This is a genomic window from Mesorhizobium sp. WSM4850, from assembly GCF_055811735.1.
Genome location: NZ_JBVVPV010000042.1, coordinates 13,769 through 30,493, shown reverse-complemented (window position 1 = coordinate 30,493; position 16,725 = coordinate 13,769). Strand labels below are relative to the sequence as shown.

Annotated in this window: 9 protein-coding genes and 3 pseudogenes; 6 read left to right on the top strand and 6 right to left on the bottom strand. The window is 60.5% G+C overall.

Going from position 1 to position 16,725, the window contains the following annotated elements:
- Positions 1-167 precede the first annotated feature (167 nt).
- Positions 168-584: pseudogene (locus AC0L2Z_RS28270) on the top strand (polysaccharide deacetylase family protein); the annotation flags it as partial.
- A gap of 26 nt (positions 585-610) precedes the next feature.
- Here the strand turns inward: AC0L2Z_RS28270 and sbmA are convergent.
- From sbmA to AC0L2Z_RS28255, 3 genes are all read right to left on the bottom strand, one after another.
- Positions 611-1,888 carry a peptide antibiotic transporter SbmA gene (sbmA, locus tag AC0L2Z_RS28265; protein ID WP_473479342.1) on the bottom strand — a complete coding sequence of 426 codons (1,278 nt, stop codon included), beginning with the start codon at positions 1,886-1,888 and terminating at the stop codon, positions 611-613.
- 96 nt (positions 1,889-1,984) lie between these two features.
- Positions 1,985-2,197 (bottom strand): hypothetical protein, encoded by a 213-nt coding sequence (locus AC0L2Z_RS28260; RefSeq protein ID WP_473479345.1) that lies wholly within the window; start codon positions 2,195-2,197, stop codon positions 1,985-1,987.
- 147 nt (positions 2,198-2,344) lie between these two features.
- Positions 2,345-2,467, bottom strand: a complete 123-nt coding sequence (locus AC0L2Z_RS28255; RefSeq protein ID WP_473479584.1) for a hypothetical protein — start codon at positions 2,465-2,467, stop codon at positions 2,345-2,347.
- Between the two features lie 401 nt (positions 2,468-2,868).
- Between AC0L2Z_RS28255 and AC0L2Z_RS28250 the strand changes: the two genes are divergently transcribed.
- Entirely contained in the window at positions 2,869-3,210 is a 342-nt protein-coding gene (locus AC0L2Z_RS28250; RefSeq protein WP_473479348.1) for a hypothetical protein, read from the top strand.
- Positions 3,211-3,301: 91 nt separating this feature from the next.
- On the opposite strand, the gene AC0L2Z_RS28245 is transcribed toward AC0L2Z_RS28250, so the two are convergent.
- Positions 3,302-4,288 (bottom strand): NADPH:quinone reductase, encoded by a 987-nt coding sequence (locus AC0L2Z_RS28245; RefSeq protein WP_473479350.1) that lies wholly within the window; start codon positions 4,286-4,288, stop codon positions 3,302-3,304.
- 85 nt (positions 4,289-4,373) lie between these two features.
- Between AC0L2Z_RS28245 and AC0L2Z_RS28240 the strand changes: the two genes are divergently transcribed.
- Positions 4,374-4,793 carry a winged helix-turn-helix transcriptional regulator gene (locus tag AC0L2Z_RS28240; protein ID WP_473479352.1) on the top strand — a complete coding sequence of 140 codons (420 nt, stop codon included), beginning with the start codon at positions 4,374-4,376 and terminating at the stop codon, positions 4,791-4,793.
- Between the two features lie 218 nt (positions 4,794-5,011).
- Here the strand turns inward: AC0L2Z_RS28240 and AC0L2Z_RS28235 are convergent, their stop codons facing one another.
- Positions 5,012-6,040, bottom strand: coding sequence for a trypsin-like serine peptidase (locus AC0L2Z_RS28235; protein WP_473479355.1), 1,029 nt, complete (start codon positions 6,038-6,040; stop codon positions 5,012-5,014).
- Positions 6,041-6,867: 827 nt separating this feature from the next.
- On the opposite strand from AC0L2Z_RS28235, the pseudogene AC0L2Z_RS28230 reads away from it, so the two are divergent.
- From AC0L2Z_RS28230 to AC0L2Z_RS28220, 3 genes and pseudogenes are all read left to right on the top strand, one after another.
- A pseudogene (locus AC0L2Z_RS28230) lies at positions 6,868-7,335 on the top strand (type IV secretory system conjugative DNA transfer family protein); the annotation flags it as partial.
- Positions 7,336-7,423: 88 nt separating this feature from the next.
- The gene (locus AC0L2Z_RS28225) at positions 7,424-14,584 is read left to right on the top strand and encodes a Ulp1 family isopeptidase (RefSeq protein ID WP_473629888.1); all 7,161 of its coding nucleotides are present in this window, start codon (positions 7,424-7,426) and stop codon (positions 14,582-14,584) included.
- A 127-nt stretch (positions 14,585-14,711) separates the two neighbouring features.
- Positions 14,712-15,222: pseudogene (locus tag AC0L2Z_RS28220) on the top strand (IS66 family transposase); the annotation flags it as partial.
- A gap of 54 nt (positions 15,223-15,276) precedes the next feature.
- Here AC0L2Z_RS28220 and virG read toward each other — a convergent pair.
- Positions 15,277-16,002: a two-component system response regulator VirG gene (gene virG, locus AC0L2Z_RS28215; protein WP_473479361.1), complete on the bottom strand. Its 726-nt coding sequence runs from the start codon at positions 16,000-16,002 to the stop codon at positions 15,277-15,279.
- Positions 16,003-16,725 lie beyond the last annotated feature (723 nt).

The window sequence follows — 16,725 nt, the reverse complement described above, 5'->3', positions numbered from 1 at the left end:
ACGCGAGGGCCGCGTCGCGCAATAGCCCTTGAAGCCTTCGGCGGCGAAGCGCTCTGCCAACGCCATATGCAGCTCTTGGACTTGCCGGTCTGCCGGATCATGTCGACGGTGCCGACGTCATCGTCGGTCCAGCCGGTTCGGAGCCGCCTCAAGAACATGGAAACTTCTCAGCGGGCTATCTGTTCGACGGGAGCAGTGTGTCGCGCGGCCCTGCCCGACCACCGACCCACGACGGCATCACACGCTTCTCGCTGCCGCAGATTCCGGAAGGTCCCGACACAAGGCGAATGATCGCGATGGATTACATCTTTATGTCAGGCATTCCGGCGGCTTCGAGCGGCCGAGCAAGGCGGACGACGACCGGACAGACGCCTTCCGCATCGCCTTCGATATGCAGTACCAGGGCAAACGCATTCCGCTGGAACTCGGTTCAATTTCACGCTGATGAATGACGGCGCCTACTGGCATGCGCTGGAGCGCTTTGCCGCGAGGTCTGCACCAAGCCCGATGTCGAGTGCATCAGCTATTGCGACTATGTTTCACGGCGACGTGACGGCGAAAAGCAGACGTCGGTGGGCGGCTGACTAGAAGCGCTCGCCGCCCGCCACGCTCAGCTTACCGGCTGATCCTCAAGGCGCAAGCCGGCCCGCTCTCGCGCCAAATAGTCCCGGTCGATTTCCGTTAGCGGCGCCCCTTCTAGCGTCGCCTCGAAGGCGCGCAGGCGTTTGTAGATGGATATCAGCTCGACGATGGTCGGCCAGGAATTCACGAGATATTGGAACGAACTGGCGACTTGGGAAAACGCGGTGACAATTTGCTGGAAAACGCCAAATGTTATCTTGCCGATTGCCAAGGTCGGAACAAGAAGAAAGGTAGCAAAAACGTTGTCGACTTGGAGATAGAGATAGCGGACCATGTCGAAGTAGACATAATGAGCGTATAGCGTGAAATAGTTCTTCCGAACATTGCTGAAAAGCTCGGCCAGCGTTGGTGGCTGCGCTCGTGCCGTATCGTCCTCGCCGAGGACAAGCTCCTTTCGCAGCGCGGCTTCAACGCGCTGATTGCGAAATTCCAGGCCGGGAAGCTTGATGCCGACGATTGCCAGCAAGCCGGTGCCAAACAGCGACCACCCGACCGCCGCGATGACCAGCGGATAAGGGATTGCGCCGACGATCGGAAGCGTCGAGACATGGAGGGACAGGGAGGCCAGCAAGGGCAGGAATGCAATCAGGGTCATGATGGAGTCGATGAAGTTCACTCCGAGCCCCTGCATTGTGCTGGAGAAGCGCATCGTGTCGTCCTGAACGCGCTGCGACGCCCCTTCGATATGGCGCAGCCGCGGCCAGTAAGCGGTAAAATAATCGTTCATCGCGGTGCGCCAGCGAAACACGTAGTGCCTGACGAAAAACACGTTCAGAACGGCAATGCTCATATAGACCAGGGCCAAGGACAGAAACTGCCATACGCCGTAGTAAAGCTCGGCAGGGGAAACGGAGCCCGGTGTGGTGAGTGCCCTCTGCACCATGTCGTAAAACATGCCGCGCCAGTCATTGAGCGCCACGCTGAGCTGGACGATGAAATTGGTGACGAAAATGATCAAACCAGAGCCAAGGATCGACCAGTTCTGCCAGCGATGCGGGGAATACAGCGCCCAGAAAAGGTAGAATACGCCCATACCGGCGAAGAAATATCCATAAAACCAGAGAAATGCCGGCGTCAGGAATCTTAACGGGCTGATGACTGGTGCTGCCTGCGGGTCGACCGGCGGCATGCCGAGCATCGTGCCAAGGTGCTCACCGCCGAAAAACCACAGGAGGACGAGCAGAAGGCTCCAGACGGCGGCCGAGATGAAAAAAGGCTTCGGCTGCGGGAAGAAGGATACGAACACGTTGGGGAAACTCCTCGGTTGATGCGCAAATCAGCGGCGTTGCTGTCAGCAGGCGGTGACATACGCCAGCTTCGCCATTTTGCCAAAATCGTCGTGTCAGTAGTAGACGATGATGTCGCCGACGGCCTCGCCGGAGATCTTACGCGCTGCGTCGGAGGCAGTCTCAAAAGAATCGTCAGTGATCACCACCACATGCTCGCCCTTCGCACCCGCAGACGGACCGCTGTAGAAGCTGCTCACCGGGCTGCCAGACTTTGCGGCGGCGTTGTTGACGAAGTTCGCGCCAAAACCGTCGTCGCCGCGGCCCACCGCATCGAAGGCGAAAGTGTCCTCCTTCGCGTTGAAATCGCTGATAGTGGTAATGTCCGCCGTCCCCTCGACTACTCCGTGGATCGAATTGTGGAACTGGAACAGAAACGTGTCATTGCCGGCCCCCCCGTCAAATTGTCTTTGCCGTCACCACGTAGAGGAGATCGTCGCCGGGACCGCCGAAGAGCTTGTCATGATCCTCGCGACGAGGCGCGGTTGGAAGCGGCCGTTGTCACCGCGAAGATAGTCGTCGCCCGTTCCGCCCCAAATTCGGTCATTCCCTCGCCGCCGATGCCGTGATCATCGCCATCGCCACCTTCGATCTTGTCATTGCGGCGACGACCCTCAAGCCGGTCATTGCCCTCGTCACCCGCCATCCAATCCTCGAGATCGGTGCCGATGAGCCATTCGGGACGCGAGGACCTACCCTCAATGATGTTTGCCATCGCAAATACTCCTTATGATGCAACCCACCACGCCACCTGGCGCCCTCATATTCCTCATCAGATAATCGGGGAAATCGAATTGTTAGATAGAAAGATTTACGGAATGGATGTGTGGCATCGGCTTCGTCCTTCTGCGTAGCAGTTGCCAGTCTCGGTGGCGGCGGGCGACGCTGGCTACTCAGCCGAGGGCGCTCGTGCGCCAACAGGAGGCCCAAGGATGCGGTCGTGGCCGCCCTCGCAGCAGGCAACACGCGGTACACGCCCGTGAACGATGCGCCGGCGCTGCGCCAGGCCATCATCGCAAAGCTCCGTTGCGACCTCGATCAGGTGACGGTTGGGACCGAAGCAGGTCATCTACAACGCCTTGGTGGCACCGTCGGCGAAAGCGACGAGGTCATCCTCCCAGCACCTACTGGGTCTCGTATCCCGACATGGTGTTGGCCTGCGGCTGAACCCCGGTGGTCATCCGATCCCGGCGCCCTCCGGAAAGTGCTCATCCGGATCGTCGGCTTGACGCCCAACGACTACCGGCGGCGCTTTCGAAGCCGCCCGTTGACGATCTCCTGAACGACCGCTTTTAGGCCGTGCAGGAAATCAGCACATGTGCCCCGACCCCGAGTGAGGGATGGGTGGCACGCTCCGTCGCCAAAATGCAAGATCAGATTTCGATCAGGATCTTGCCGACTGCCTTGCCCCTCTCCTGTACCTCATGCGCTTCGGCAATGCGGTCGAGCGGCAGCTTCATCGCGATCTGCGGCCAGTAGGCCCCAGCCGCCACGCAGGCGGAGACCTCTTCGACTGCCTGGCGGAACGCATCCTCAGGGATCGTGTAGAAGAACACGAAGCGGAAGGCATAGCCCCCGAACATCGTCGATAGGAACGGCATCGACAACCTGATCGTCGGATCCTCCGTCGCGTAGGCCGTCGCGACGCCGCTCGGAGCGATGCAGGCGATATCGGCCTCGACGTTGGCTGCCAAATCGACGTCGACGATACGCTCGACGCCACGGCCGCCGGTCGCGGCCCTGATCCGTTCAGCGATGTCTTCCTGATGACGGTTGATCACGAGATCGGCGCCCGCCGCCGCTGCCACCGTGGCTTGCTCCTCGCGGCTCACGGTCGCCGCGACCCAGGCGCCCGCCCATTTGGCGAGGAGGATGGCCGCCGTGCCGACGGCTCCCGCGCCGCCCTGGACGAGAACGCGCTTTCCGCGCAGATCACCATCGGCGAAGAGGCAGCGATGGGCGGTGATGGCCGCGATGCCCAGTGAAGCCCCGCCATCAAACGACGCATTCTCGGCAAGAGGGGCCGCATGGGAGGAAGGAACCACCACGAACTCGGCCGCGGATCCGAACGCCTGGCCTGTCTGAGCCTTGAAAACCCAGACCCGTTCACCGATCCGCTCCTCGGACACGCCCGGCCCAACCTTGTCGATGATCCCGGCCGCATCCTGATGGGGAACGACACGGGGAAAGGGCATCGGCCTGCCGCCGAAGCCCGTTCTCGTCTTGATATCCGAGGGGTTCAGGCCGGAGACGGCCACCTTGACCCGGACCTCGCCGAACTGGGGCTCGGGATCAGGAAGAGAACCTATCTGGAGGACGTCCTTCGCGGCGCCCTGCCGGTCGTAGAAAGCAGCTCTCATTCTCGGTCTCCTGACATTTGCCAATGACCAAAGGGATATCGATGCCACAAGTGTTCTTGCAAGTAGGCAATATTCTTGCCTATAGGTGTATAAAGTACATCATTGGAGCTTCGCCTACAACTGTGCGGTGGAGGTGACGGTCGACGTGGCCGGCGGAAAGTGGAAACCGCTGATCATCTACGAACTCCTCAACGGCCCACGACGTGGTGAACTCCGGCGCATGGTGGGCGAGCCGAGCCAGCGCTCCATCACGATGCAACTCCGACAGCTCGAGACCGACGGCGTGGTCGAACGCCAGGTCTTTGCCGAAGTGCCGCCCCGCGTGGAGTACTCCCTCACAGAGTTCGGGAAGACGCTCGCGCCGGTTCTGAACGCGATGAAGGAGTGGGGCGAGACGTTTGCCGCCCGAAACGGCCTTGTTTGCGGGCCTGACGGCGAGGCACTTGAGGTCGCCCAACCGCGTGCATCCGCCGATCGGGATCACACATCGTCAAGGCGCTCGTAGAGGGCCGACAGGATCGAGGCCAAGTGCCATTGTCGGTTCGGGTGCATCTCCCAAGGCCAGCTTCGTGCCTCCACCACCCTAAGAGCGCGGCACCGCCTGAGGGGTGGTCTGCCCGCGTTATATCGTCTCGGAGCCTGAGTTGATCGGCTCACCCATCACGGTTCATCAAAGAGGGCACCACTGCCAACGTGATTGCCTTCTCTGGAACATCGAATGGTTCAACAAACGTTGGCTAGCCGATCGAGATCCTGATCCTCGCCGTTGTAGGCATCGACGACCCGCTCCATGCCGCTGTCGTTCCGGGCAACCGCGCGACCGAGGGTGCCGAAGAACCCGGCCAGTTCATCCGTGCCCGCGAAAAGTTCGAGAAGCCGCGCCGCATCTGCGTTGCCGGTTTGCGCCTCCAGTTCCAGAGCAGCGGCGATCGCCGAGAACTTGATGCCTTCGTTCGACTTGTCTTCTTTCGCCGCATGGTGAAGCGCCACGAGCTCCCAACCGTCATTCATGACCGGCGCGCCCGAACTGCCCGCCTCGGTGTCCGAACGATATTGGACGACCTGCGTGTTTTGGAACACCACCGTGTTGTTGCGGATCGCGACTTCCTTGAGGCGTCCATTTGGGTGCTGGATGACATTCAACTTGTCTTCGTCAGCTACCACAAAGGCCTGCCGCAGAAGCGGAATGCTGCCGAAGGTCGAGCCGGGTTGGCCTTCGACGGCGACAAACGTGACATCGAGACCGCCCTTGCCGCCGGTGGCGACGACAGGGCTGGTCCAGAAAAGGAGATCGGGACGCAGGCGAAAAGTTGAGACCTGTCGCACAGTCCCGTCGGGAAGGGCGGCGAAATCGAACAGCGCGCGACTGCGGGCGGTGACCTCCTTGCTGTTGAGGACGTGATGGTTGGTGCACAGTATACCCGGCGCGACCAGAAAACCGGATCCGCTCCAGGTGCCGGAGCGCCCTTTGTAGTCGATGCCAGAAGCGTCGATCTTGCAGACGGCGCGCGAGCGAGCTGCGCCTTCCTCCAGCCACCAGGCCGGGCGCCGATCGTTGGAGCCGACAACCTGTTCCAGGGTGACGGACAGCTGCTCGAACATGGTGCTGGCGTCGGCCGGCAGACCTTCGAACTTCGGGCTGCGAAGGCGTCGGGTCTTCTGGACATCACCGGGCAGGATGGCCAGATCCTTGATGCCCCAGTCCGCAGCGCTCTTAGGGACGGGGCCGGCGTCGGGCCGTTCCACCGCCATTTGCTGCTCGAACGAAAGATTTGCTTCTTGCGCTAATCCGCCATCTGGTCCCCCGAATCAGAAGTGATGCGCAACCTATAATCGTCGGAAACGACGGAAATGTTACCGTTGTGCAGATGGTCGGCCAAACCGCTACGTCGGCTTGGACTATCCCCAGGTGGCGCCGGCTGCGGCAACGTCATCGCCGTTCCTTTCGCGGTTCATGGGCGTGTCTCGCAGACCTGGCCGTGGCCTTCAACGTCGATGGCGATGATCTGGCGCCGCCGCGAGAGGAGACCAGTGACTTGCGCCATGGCAGCGATTGGCATTGAGCTTGCCGGCAAGAACGACGATGCGTTTGTCCTCGCCGAAGGACTCACGGTAAATGCCCTTCGGCCGACAGGGCTCACGCTCATCCGACATCGCGTCCCAAGTTAGAGTACCGCGTCGGACCCATCAGCGGTCTGTGTCTTGTCTTGGAGTCCGTAGAATTTGAGCGGAGCCTTTGTAGTGTTGTTTGGTGTTTTTTCGCCCAAAAGTCGCATAAGATTGCAGTGAGGAACGTCGGTCTACAGATTTTTTCCCCAGAGGGGCGCGAACCTTGTGCTCACCTGTTCATCGGTTACGGCTCTCGGCGTGACCCAGAGAGCTAGGAGAAGCCTCTGGGAGACTACAAGTGTAACACCATATTGGTTTAGCGGATCAAGCTTCGGTGGTAACCTCATGGGGTAGAGATACGACTCTGGAAGCCGAGCAATGGATCGCGATAGCAAACGGACACGTGCAGCTGGAAGTTCATCCCGCGACGGGAGGAGGGCCGAGGAACGGCGTAACCACCTTGACCTTCCATGCTCATCATCCAAAGCCTTTCGGCACTGACGGGCGCCTATGGCGAGGCTGGCAAGCAGAATTTTCTCAGCAATACCGGCCTGCAAGTGTTCATGGCCACGGCCGATGACGAGACTCCGAACTACATTTCCGCAGCTATCGGTGAATACACGTTTGAAGCCAAGTCGATTTCCTACAGCCAGGCGCGAACGTTCGATTGGAACATTCAGAATTCGCATCAAGGTGCACCGCTGTTGCGTCCCGAACAGGTTCGGCTGCTCGATGACGACTACGAGATTGTTCTCATCAAAGGTCTGCCACCATTGCAATTGAGGAAGGTGCGATATTTTTCGGACCGCATACTTAAACGCATCTTCGAAAGCCAGACAGGCGCCCTCCCGGAGCCGGCACCCTTGGTGAAAGCAGACGAGGGGCTCGGCAGAATCTCAACCCGATCAGGAACTGCGTGGATTGGCGCAGAACTTTGACGATACAGTTTGATGTGAGGCTAGTGTGGACCCGCGAAATAGTAACCCATCCCGGGTATCAGCTTTGTCACAGGTGCAGGACGCCGGCTTGGAAGAGGGGCAATCGGACCAGGCACGGCAAGTGGGCGATGAGCAGCACCTTGCCGAGGCCCGGAGGCTGTTCGATCAAGCTGACGAGTCGCCAACCAATCCAGAAGAGGTTCTGCGACTAGAACAATTGAGCGAAGGGCTTGAGCGACGGCAGGATGATCAAGCCGCCTCGTCTCTTTTCAGCGACCCAGGCATGCCCGCTGGACGGGGTGACCTCAACAGCATCGTGGCGGACGCTTTCGCAGCGGCCGGCTCTGGGTACGCCGGAGTTGAGGCCGCCGCCCCTCCAGCGTTAGCTGCCAGCCAACAGCAGATCCGGCCCTCGCCGGAAGCGCTTGGCCAGGGCAACCACCTGCCACCCGAGTGGGTGATCATCAACGATGAACATTACACAGCGCTGTTGCGGCCAGCGGAGAGGCAGAGGGCCCTGAATACGCCGCAAGCCGCCGCCATTCAGCCGCCGCTGAGCGAAATCGGCAATTCAGCCGGCCGCGTGCCGATGCAGCCTCCCAGGCAGCAGTTGCCATTGGAAGGGGTACCTGTTCAAGGGACATGGTCCGAACACATCGGAAGGCTGCATGCGGAGGCCGCGCCCTCCGCAAGGGCTGAGCCCCCCGCTGCCATCGAGAACTCCATAAACGTCTCATTCGCCGTCCCCAAAGGCTTCTCCCATGGGACTCAAGTCCCAGACGCGATGCTCTCTTTCTTGGACCGCCATGGCTCCTTGCCGGATGCGGGCCAGGCCCGGCAAGTGGGCTTTGAGCAGCACGTGGCCGAGCCGCGCCGAGCCGATCCTGTCGCGAATGGCGCCCGCGCTACCGGCTATCCCCATCTCTCCGGCGAACACCGGGACGTTATTGATAAGGCGATCACTCACGTTGCGGCTCAGCAAAAATATAGCGAGAGCACGGTCCGAAAATACACGTATGCACTTCGCCGATTGGCCAATGATCTCGGCGCTCGTGGCCAAGCGACTGATCTAAAAAATCACCAATCCCTGGTCGATCACGTCGATGCTTTCTTTCCGAAAAACGATGATATGAAGAGGGCGTTGAACGTCCTGCGTGCGTATCATGAGCCGGGCTATTCAGCGACTGCTGGCGCCCCTGCTACCCGCTATCCCCATCTGTCCGACGAACACCGAGACGTTATTGATAAGGCGATCGGCCACGCTGCGGCTCAGCAACACCATAGCGCGGAGACGCTTCGAATATACTCGTCTGCGCTTCGCCGATTGGCGAATGATCTCGGCGCTCGCGGCCAAGCGACTGATCTAAAAAATCACCAATCCCTGGTCGATCACGTCGATGCTTTCTTTCCGAAAAACAATGATATTAAGGATATAAAGCCGGCGTTGAAGGTCCTGCGTGCTTATCATGAGCCGGGCTATTCAGCGACTGGCCGGTGGCCAGTGACGGTGCCCTCAAAGGCAGACGCGTATGTCTTGGAACAAGTGACCAATGACAGCAGGTTGGCCTCAACCACCCGTGCTGTCTATGGTCGTAGTCTTCGCAGATTTTCTGAGGAGCTTGAGAGTCGGGGCCAGACGATCTCTGGGCTGGATCACGATTCGCGGATCAAATTCGCCGAGACGTTGTTTCCAGGCCACCCCTATCTCCGCTTGGCGCTGCAACGGGTTCGCGATATGGAGTCCGCGTCAGACAGAAGCGTGACGGACGCTTTCGCAGCGGCCGGCTCTGGGCACGCCGGAGTTGAGGCCGCCGCCCCGCCAGCGTTAGCTGCCAGCCAACACCGGCCCTGGCCGGATGCGCTTGACCAGGGCAACCACCTGCCACCCGTTCCATTCGCCGTCCCCAAAGGCTTCTCTCATGGGACTCACCGCGTCCCAGACGCGATGCTCCCTTTCGTGGACCGCCACGACCCCTTGCCGAATGCGGGCCAGGCCCGGCAAGCGGGCTTTGAGCCGCACGTGGCCGAGCCGCGCCGAGCCGATCCTGTCGCGAGTGGCGCCCGTGCTACCGGCTATCCCCATCTTTCCGACGAACACCGGGACCTTATTGATAAGGCGATCGCCCACGTTGCGGCTCAGCAAAAATATAGCGAGAGCACGGTCCTAAAATACAGGTATGCACTTCGCCGATTGGCAAATGATCTCGGCGCTCGTGGCCAAGCGACTGACCTAAAAAATCACCAATCCCTGGTCGATCACGTCGATGCTTTTCTTCCGAATAAGGAGGAAATAAAGAGGGCGTTGAACGCCCTCCGTGCCTATCATGAGCCGGGCTATTCAGCGACTTCTGCTACCCGCTATCCCCATCTGTCGGACGAACACCGGGACGTGATTGATAAGGCGATCGCCCACGCTGCGGCTCAGCAACACCATAGCGCGCCGACGCTCGGAATATACTCGTCTGCGCTTCGCCGATTGGCGAATGATCTCGGCGCTCGTGGCCAAGCGACTGATCTAAAAAATCACCAATCCCTGGTCGATCACGTCGATACTTTCTTTCCGCAAAACAAGGACATAAAGCCGGCGTTGAACGTCCTGCGTGCGTATCATGAGCCGGGCTATTCAGCGACTGGCCGGTGGCCAGTGACGGCGCCCTCAAAGGCAGACGCGCATGTCTTGGAACAAGTGACCAGTGACAGCAGCTTGGCCTTAACCACCCGTCTTATCTATGGTCGTAATCTTCGCAATTTTTCTAAGGCGCTTGAGAGTCAGGGCCAGACGATCTCTGGGCTGGATCATGATTCGCGGATCAAACTCGCCGAGGGGTTGTTTCCAGGCAATCGTTATCTCCGCTTGGCGTTGGGACGGGTTCGCGATGCGAAGCCCGCGTCAGACAGGATCGTGGCGGACGCTTTGGCAGCGGCCGGCTCTGGGCACGCCGGAGTTGAGGCCGCCCCGCCAGCGTTAGCTGCTAGCCAACAGCAGATCCGGCCCTCGCCGGATGCGCTTGACCAGGGCAACCTCCCGCCACCCGAGCGGTTCATCGTCAACAATGAACATTCGACGGCGCCGTTGCGGCCAGCGGAGAGGCAGTGGGCCCCGCAAGCCGCCGCCATTCAGCAGCCGCCGAGCGAAATCGGCAATTCAGGCGGCCGCGTGCCGATGCAGCCCCCCATGCAGCAGTTGGGTGAATTGCCATTGGCAGGGGTACCCGTTCAAGGCACAGGGGCCGAACATATCCGAAGGCTGCATGCGGAGGCCGCGCCCTCCGCAAGGTCTGAGGCGACCCCCGCTGCGCTCGAGGACTTCATAAACATCTCATTCGCCGTCCCCAAAGGTTTCTCCCATGGGACTCAACGCGTCCCAGAAGCGATGCTCCCTTTCCTGGATCACCAGGGCCTCTTGCCGGACGCGGACAAGCCGGAATGGAACTACGAGATTAAAGGTCACGGCTACACCGCCCGGAGGCCAGAAGGAGGCAACGACGTTTGGCTTGTCCATCGCGGTGCGATGAGGGAAGCTGCAGCGGCGGCAGTACCGGCAAGGGCTCCAGCACACGGCTTGCCTGCGACCGCCAGGCTGTCAGACACCTATCGCGGTGTTCCGTTGGTCGATCTGACCACCTCCTCCGATGCACAGATCGCAGCGCTTCCGTCAGGTTCGTCCAACCTTCCCGCGGGGGCGGTGCTCGGGGCCACCGAACTGCTGAGCGACGCCCATATCCAGAGGGATTACGAATTCCTCCAGCAGCAGTTGCAGCAGGCCGATCCAGCGCTCGCCGCCCGAACGCGGCTGGTGGATCCCTTGGTCTCCCAGCAACTGCGCCGTCACGACCGAGACGCGCAACATACGGTGCTGTCCATCTATCATCAAAACGACGTCGCAGCCGACTTCGTGTTCCTGCCGGTGAACAGTGGCAATCCTATGGCTACGGCGGAGAATGAGGGACGCAACGAGCATTGGTCGCTGCTGCTCGTAGATCGCCGCGACCCGGAAAGAGCGGTCGCCTATCACTACGACTCCATCCATCAGAGCTATCGACGGGGATACAATGACGCGCCTGCACGAGAGCTCGCAGCAAGACTGGACGCGACCACCGTGGTGACACCCGTCATGGCGCAGCAGAACAACGGTGTTGATTGCGGCGTCTTCGTGGTGGACGGCACGCGCGCGCTGGTTCAGAGATTGGCGAACCAAGAGTGGCCGGAACGGCAGCGGCCGCTGCACCTCGACAAGCTCGTCGCCGATCGGCAGGCGCTGCAAAACCGACTGAGGCAGGGCCGCTTGCCGCACGAGCTTGCCGCAATCCCCGCGGAAGCTTTTGGAGCAGCCGGGTCGCAGGTGCAACACGCCGTCTTGCAAGAGCAGCAAGCCCGACAAGTCGCGCCAGCGCCGTTTGACCAGCACTTGAGCAAGTCGCGCGAGGCCCATGACGAGCTGACGCGTACACTTGACAGGAGCAACACCGGGGGCGTCATCATCAACACTGAACATTACGCAGCGCTGTTGCGGCCAGCGGAGAGGCAGAGGGCCCTGAATACGCCGCAAGCCACCGCCATTCAGCAGCCGCTGAGCGAAATCGGTAATTCAGGCGGCCGCGTGCCGATGCAGCCCCCCATGCAGCAGTTGGGTGAATTGCCATTGGAAGGGGTACCTGTTCAAGGGACAGGGTCCGAACACATCGGAAGGCTGCATGCGGAGGCCGCGCCCTTCGCAAGGTCTGAGGCACCCCCCGCTGCCATCGAGAACTCCATAAACGTCTCATTCGCCGTCCCCAAAGACTTCTCCCATGGGACTCAACCCGTCCCAGACGCGATGCTCTCTTCCTTGGACCGCCATGACCTCTTGCCGGTTGCGGGCCAGGCCCGGCAAGCGGGCTTTGAGCAGCACGTGGCCGAGCCGCGCCGAGCCGAACCTGTCGCGAGTGGCGCCCGTGCTACCCGCTATCCCCATCTGTCCGACGAACACCGGGACCTTATTGATCGGGCGATCACTCACGCTGCGGTTCAGCAAAAATATAGCGAGAGCACGGTCCGAATATACACGTCTGCACTTCGCCAATTGGCGAATGATCTCGGCGCTCGCGGCCAAGCGACTGATCTAAAAAATCACCAATCCCTGGTCGATCACGTCGATGCTTTCTTTCCGAAAAACGGTGATATAAAGACGGCATTGAACGTCCTGCGTGCGTATCATGAGCCGGGCTATTCGGCGCCTGGCCGGCGGCGAGTGCCGGTGCCCTCAAAGGCAGACGCGCAGGTCTTGGAACAAGTGGCCAGTGACAGCAGCTTGGCCTCAACCTCCCGTGTTGTCTATGGTCGTAGTCTTCGCAGATTTTCTGAAGCGCTGGAGAGTCGGGGCCTGACGATCTCTAGGCTGGATCATGATTCACGGATGAAATTCGCCGAGACGTTGCTTCCAGGCAGCCGCAATCTCCGCTGGGCGTTGGGACGGGTTCGCGATATGGAGTCTGCGTCAGACAGAAGCGTGACGGACGCTTTCGCGGCGGCCGGCTCTGGGCACGCCGGAGTTGAGGCCGCCGCCCCGCCAGCGTTAGCTGCCAGCCAACACCGGCCCTGGCCGGATGCGCTTGACCGGGGCAACCTCCTGCCACCCGAGCGGTTCATCATCAACAATGAACATTCGACGGCGCTGTTGCGGCCAGCGGAGAGGCAGAGGGCCCTGAATACGCCGCAAGCCGCCGCCATTCAGCCGCCGCTGAGCGAAATCGGCAATTCAGCCGGCCGCGTGCCGATGCAGCCTCCCAGGCAGCAGTTGCCATTGGAAGGGCTATCGGTTCAAGGGACAAGGTCCGAATACATCGGAAGGCTGCATGCGGAGGCCGCGCCCTTCGCAAGGTCTGAGGCATCCCCCGCTACGATCGAGAACTCCATAAACGTCTCATTCACCGTCCCCAAAGGCTTTCCCCATGGGACTCAACACGCCCCAGACGCGATGCTCTCTTTCTTGGACCGCCATGACCTCGTGCCGGATGCGGAAAAGCCGCAATGGAACTACGAGATTAAAGGTCAGGGCTACGCCGCCGAGAGGCCAGAAGGGCGCAACGACTTTTGGCTCGTCGATCGCGGTCCGATGAGTGCATCTGCAGCGGCAGCAGTACCGGCAAGGGCTCCAGGACCCGTCTCGCCAGCGACCGCGAGGCTGTCAGACACCTATCGCGGTGTTCCGTTGGTCGATCTGACCACCTCTTCCGATGCACGGATCGGAACGCTTCCGTCAGGCTCGTCTAACCTCCCCCGGGGGGCGGTTCTCGGGGCCACCGACCTGCTGGACGACGTCCATATCCACAGGGATTACCAGTTGCTGGAGCAGTACCTGCAGGCGGCCCACCCAGCGCTCGCCGCCCGAACAAGGCTGGTGGATCCCTTGGTCTCCCAGCAACTGCGCCGTCACGACGGGGACGTGCAAGGTAGGTTGCTGTCGATCTACCATCAAAACGACGCCCCAGCCGACTTCGTGTTCCTGCCGGTGAACAGTGGCAATCCTATGGCTACGGCGGAGAACGAGGGACGCACTGAGCATTGGTCGCTGCTGCTCGTAGATCGCCGCGACCCGGAAAGAACGGTCGCCTATCACTACGACTCCATCCATCAGAGCTATGGACGGGGATACAACAACGCGCCTGCAATAGAGCTCGCAACAAGACTGGACGCGACCACCCTGGTGACACCCGTCATGGCGCAGCAGAACAACGGTGTTGATTGCGGCGTCTTCGTGGTGGATGGCACGCGCGCGCTGGTTCAGAGATTGGCGAACCAAGAGTGGCCGGAACGGCAGCGGCCGCTGCACCTCGACGACCTCGTTGCCGACCGGCAGGCGCTGCAAAACCGACTGAGGCAGGGCCGCTTGCCGCACGAGCTTGCCGCAATCCCCGCGGAAGCTTTTGCAGCAGCCGGGTCGCAACAAGCCGTGTTGCAAGAGCAGCAAGCCCGACAAGTCGCGCCAGCGCCGTTTGACCAGCACTTGAGCAAGTCGCGCGAGGCCCAGCACGAGCTGACGAGTACACCTGACAGGAGCAACACCGGGGGCGTCATCATAAACACTGAACACTACACAGCGCTGTTGAGACCGGCGAAGAGGCAGAGGACCGATAATCCGCAAACCCTCGCCACGGGGCGGCAGGCGAGCGAAGCAACCACGACGCCCATCAGGCAAGCCTCCGATCAAGCCCGAGCGGACCTCATGGCTTCCTCCAGAAGCAGAGAGCGCTCCGACGCAGGGCGTTGAGCTCGATGGCCGGGATGAAGCAGAACAGCTCTTTGGCGACGGAGAGGCTGATGCGATCTCCGGACCGGTAGCTCTCGCCGTAATTGATCAGGCTGGCACTGTTGGCAGGCGACTGTAGGCCTGGAACTCGCCGATCGCCAGCCAGGAGCTGAGACGATCGCCGACCTCAAGATCGAGGACGATATCCGCGGCCGATCGGCCAATGAACGCCGTGCGATGCGTCAGGAAAATAGCCGCGCTATTGTCGCCGATCTTGAACCTTACTGCGCGAAAAGCTCGGCCTGATCAGTCAGAAGACCAAGCTCGCCGAGGCAATCCGCTACACGCTCTCACGCTGGGAAGGCCTCTCGCGCTTCCTTGACGACGGCCGTATCGAGATCGATAGCAACACCGTCGAGCGCTCAATCCGTTCGATCGCGCTCAACCGCAAGAACGCGCTCTTCGCTGGCTCGACGGCGGTGCCGAACACTGGGCAGTCATTGCGTGCTGATCGAAACCTGCAAGCTCAATGGTGTCGAGCCACTCGGCTAGTCGCCGACGTCCTCACCAGGATCGTCAACAGCCATCCGAACAGCCAGATCAATGACCTGCTGCCTTTGGCCTACATCCGGGCGCCCGAGCTAAAGGCCGTGGCCTGAGAACACCGCTTACGCTTGATCAGCCTCGTCAGCCAATCTCCTGAATAGCTCCTGTCACGCGGCCAAGGTACCTCCGTAGCTAACGTCTACGTCAGCGTTGAAGAAGTACCCTGCACCACGGCATGTCTTGACTAGGCGAGGATTGGCCGCATCAGCCTCCAGCTTTCGACGCAAGCGCATGATTAGGACATCGATACTTCGATCGTACACCTCTTCTCCACGCACACGGCTCGCGAGCAAAAGCCGTTCTCTGGATAGCACGTTGCGGGGGTTCTCCAGAAATGCGATCAAGAGATTGAACTCACATGCGGTAAGCTTGACCTCGCCACGCTCCGCACAGATCAGTCGCCGCTGCTTCACGCTGAGCTTCCAGGCCCCAAAGCGAAATGAGCGCTGATCTCTGGTTCGCGGACTAGAAATGCGCTCGCGTAACGCTACTCGAATGCGGGCCAAGAATTCGCGCATCCCGAAAGGCTTGGGAATGAAATCGGTTGCGCCGAGCTCCAGTGCAACCACTTTTTCCGCCTCATCAAGCCGGTCGCCGCTGATCACTATGATAGGAACATCCGATTTTGTCGCCAGATTGCGGACAATCGCAAGTCCATCCTCCCGGCCTAGGTTAAGGTCAACAACCACGAGATCGACTGGCTCATGTGAAAGAACATAGTCAAACTGCTTGCTATCGTGGACTGCGGTTACCTTCAGGGCATGCATCGTGAGATACCCGGCGATGAGGCGCCGCATTGCGGCATCATCGTCAATGACAAGAACATGTTTCAACGGCACACCTTCAATCTTGAATCCCCTTGTCTAAACCTGTTGCCGAGCAACCCTGGGGCGCCGACGCAGAACAGCTGCCCCTTGATACCACTCGCCGTTGCGTGCGGCCAATGTGAGGCCGTGCTCGTCCTGGTCTTTTCATCCCTGGCGAATTGACCGCACCCAGGCCGCCCGTGGCCACCAGACAGGTCCAAGCGCCGAGATGACCCTGCCGTGTGGTCCTTCGCTTTTTCGCTTCGAGCTCCCCCGTTGGTGCAGGCCTGCCAATACCATTCGAGTTCGACCTCATGGATGCCAAGTTTCCTGCTATGCCCTTGCATCCTCGTCATCCTGGAGTTTGCGGACCTGGATCATCTCGACATCCTCCGGCTCGTGGATCCAGCTCGGACATGGTTGAGCAGCGCGGCGTTTGGTTGATCGGAGAGGCGGTCGGCGGAAGAAGACCGTGATTCGCTGCAGCGGCCTTGTGCCAAATAGTATGTCTCCTGCCAAGCCGGCTTCGTCCAAGGTGGCCGGCGGCCTCAAATGCTGTTCGGGCGACCGGCAGGTCGCCGGTTGCGGTGAACGTCCGGGCTAACATTTCTCAGTTACTGCAACTCCCTCCATCTGGAGGGTGTCACTATGCTTGTCCATTGCGCCGTCGCACTCCGTTAATGGCGTGCGGTTTTCTGCCGATGGGACTGTGCATGATCCACCCGTTGCCGGCGGCGGCCGAACAGCTGA

Coding starts and splice junctions, on each gene's coding strand:
- AC0L2Z_RS28245 (WP_473479350.1), bottom strand. CDS start 4,288: ATGAGAGCTGCTTTCTACGACCGGCAGGGCGCCGCGAAGGACGTCCTC.
- AC0L2Z_RS28235 (WP_473479355.1), bottom strand. CDS start 6,040: ATGGCGGTGGAACGGCCCGACGCCGGCCCCGTCCCTAAGAGCGCTGCG.